This window comes from Kitasatospora sp. NPDC057512 (assembly GCF_042802135.1).
Classification (GTDB): domain Bacteria; phylum Actinomycetota; class Actinomycetes; order Streptomycetales; family Streptomycetaceae; genus Kitasatospora.
Genome location: NZ_JBHVET010000900.1, coordinates 1 through 2,962, shown reverse-complemented (window position 1 = coordinate 2,962; position 2,962 = coordinate 1). Strand labels below are relative to the sequence as shown.

Annotated in this window: 2 protein-coding genes; one reads left to right on the top strand and one right to left on the bottom strand. The window is 71.5% G+C overall.

Features of this window, described 5'->3' with window-relative positions:
• Nucleotides 1-528: trehalase-like domain-containing protein (locus ACFU6K_RS35495; RefSeq protein ID WP_380670222.1), on the bottom strand; the 528-nt coding region annotated here is incomplete at its 3' end.
• Between the two features lie 752 nt (nucleotides 529-1,280).
• Between ACFU6K_RS35495 and ACFU6K_RS35490 the strand changes: the two genes are divergently transcribed.
• Nucleotides 1,281-2,918, top strand: a complete 1,638-nt coding sequence (locus ACFU6K_RS35490) for a CTP synthase (protein WP_380670220.1) — start codon at nucleotides 1,281-1,283, stop codon at nucleotides 2,916-2,918.
• The last annotated feature ends 44 nt before the right edge of the window (nucleotides 2,919-2,962 follow it).

Sequence of the window (2,962 nt, the reverse complement as noted above, 5' to 3'; positions counted from 1 at the left end):
GTGCACCCAGGGCACCACCCGGCCGTAGGAGAAGCGCATCCGCAGCGCGGAGCGCATCCGCACGGTGCCGGAGACGCCCTCGACGATCCGGATCACCTGGGGGACGGCGTCCTTGCCGGCCAGCGGGCGCGGCGGCATGAAGTCGATCACCCGGACGGTGCCGCCCTGGGTGTCCCACTCCTGCTCCAGGATCAGCGAGTCGCCCCGGTAGCGGCGGCGGTCGGCGGGCACGGCCGGGGCGGCGGCGGTGGGCGGGGGCACCCGCAGGTCGGCGGTCTCGGCGATGCGGACCCGTGCGGGCGAGGGGGCCGGGGCCGTCGCGGGGACGGGGACCGAGGTGACGACGGCCTCGGCCGGGCCGATCCGCCAGAAGCCGTGTTCATCGGTGCCGAGCAGGCCGGCGAACACCGCCGGCGAGTCGAAGCGGGGAAGGCAGAGCCAGTCCACCGCCCCGTCCCTGCTGACCAGGGCAGCGGTCTGCATGTCCCCGATGAGTGCGTAGTCCTCGATACGGCCGGCCACGTGGATCTCCAGTTCGCAATGTGGTCAGGGCATCGGCGAGCGGAGGGAGCGAGCGGTCTGCGGGGCCGGAGGTCCACCCCGGGACGTCCGGCCTGCCGGGGGTGGTGGCAGGCCCTGCTGGAGTGTCCGCGGGGCTCGGTCGAGCCCCTGGAGTGGGTGGGGATGAGCGGGAATACGGGGAGGTCCGGTCGCGCATCGGGGACCGGGAGTGTCCTGACCCTCCCACGCCCTCCGCGTGCTCGTGCTGTCGGCGATGCGTCCGAGCAGCTTACGACGGACGAAAGGGGCGAAGCACGCGGACGCAGCCCGGTGTGGCGCCGCAATTCGGCGGAAATGCCGTGCATCGCGAGGGCGCGGCGCAGGATGGTCCGGAAGGATCACCTCCGTCTGGCCCGGGCGGAGGAGCCGGGATGGTCCGGACGGACACCGCGCTCTGGCCCGGTCCGGTGGGTTGTGCGACCGGTGTGAAACCTGCGGCGCGTGATGCGCCGGTGGTGCGCCCCGCGCGCGCTCCCGGCGCGGTGCGCGTGCCTCGATCGGCATCCGGGTCGCGTCGCTGATACCCTGGTATCCCGTGGACCGGCGGGATCAAACGCCCCGGACCAGCCGAACCGACGACCCAGTGAGCGCCGCGCACCGAGCCGGCCTCCCGTCACGGCGAACCCCGAGCCTCCCGCCCACGTCTGCTTCGACACGCGACCCACGGGAGCCCCCTCTTGGCACAGCCCCATTCCGGCAAGGCAGCGAACGGCCGCGCCGTGACGACCAAGCACCTCTTCGTCACCGGGGGTGTCGCCTCTTCGCTCGGAAAGGGGCTGACCGCCTCCAGCCTCGGCGCGCTGCTCAAGGCCCGCGGCCTGCGCGTGACGATGCAGAAGCTCGACCCCTACCTCAACGTGGACCCGGGCACCATGAACCCGTTCCAGCACGGTGAGGTGTTCGTCACCGACGACGGTGCCGAGACCGACCTGGACATCGGTCACTACGAGCGGTTCCTGGACACCAACCTGCACGGCTCGGCGAACGTCACCACCGGCCAGGTGTACTCGACGGTCATCGCCAAGGAGCGCCGCGGCGAGTACCTGGGCGACACCGTCCAGGTCATCCCGCACATCACCAACGAGATCAAGTCCCGGATCCGCCGGATGGCGACCGAGGACGTCGACGTGGTGATCACCGAGGTCGGCGGCACCGTCGGCGACATCGAGTCGCTGCCGTTCCTGGAGGCCGTCCGCCAGGTCCGCCACGAGGTCGGCCGGGACAACGTGTTCTTCGTGCACGTCTCCCTGCTGCCGTACATCGGCCCCTCGGGCGAGCTGAAGACCAAGCCCACCCAGCACTCCGTCGCCGCGCTGCGCAACATCGGCATCCAGCCCGACGCGATCGTGCTGCGCGCCGACCGCGAGGTCCCGCAGGCGATCAAGCGCAAGATCTCGCTGATGTGCGACGTGGACGAGGAGGCCGTGGTCGCGGCCATCGACGCCAAGTCGATCTACGACATCCCCAAGGTGCTGCACGGCGAGGGCCTGGACGCGTACGTGGTGCGCCGCCTGGACCTGCCGTTCCGCGACGTCGACTGGACCACCTGGGACGACCTGCTGCGCCGCGTCCACGAGCCGCAGCACATCGTCAAGGTCGCCCTGGTCGGCAAGTACATCGACCTGCCGGACGCGTACCTGTCGGTGACCGAGGCGCTGCGCGCCGGCGGCTTCGCCAACAACGCCCGCGTCGAGATCAAGTGGGTCACCTCGGACGACTGCGAGACCCCCGAGGGCGCCCGGGCGCAGCTCGGCGACGTCGACGCGATCTGCATCCCCGGCGGCTTCGGCGACCGCGGCGTCAACGGCAAGGTCGGCGCGATCACCTTCGCCCGCGAGAACAAGGTGCCGCTGCTGGGCCTGTGCCTGGGCCTGCAGTGCGTGGTCATCGAGGCGGCCCGCAACCTGGCCGGCCTGCCCGAGGCCAACTCCACCGAGTTCGACGCCGCCGCCAAGCACCCGGTCATCTCCACGATGGCCGAGCAGTTGGCCATCGTCGACGGCAAGGGCGACCTGGGCGGCACCATGCGCCTGGGCCTGTACCCGGCCAAGCTCGCCGAGGGCTCGATCGTCCGTGAGGTCTACGGCGGCGAGCAGTACGTCGAGGAGCGCCACCGCCACCGCTACGAGGTGAACAACGCCTACCGCGCGGACCTGGAGAAGACCGGCCTGGAGTTCTCCGGCCTCTCGCCCAAGGGCGACCTGGTCGAGTACGTCGAGTACCCGCGCGAGGTGCACCCCTACCTGGTGGCCACCCAGGCCCACCCGGAGCTGAAGTCCCGTCCGACCCGCCCGCACCCGCTGTTCGCGGGCCTGGTCAAGGCGGCCATCGAGATCAAGACCGCGGCCTCCGAGTAGTCCTCCCCGGTCGTTCACCGGACGGCGGCCCCGCGATTCCCGCG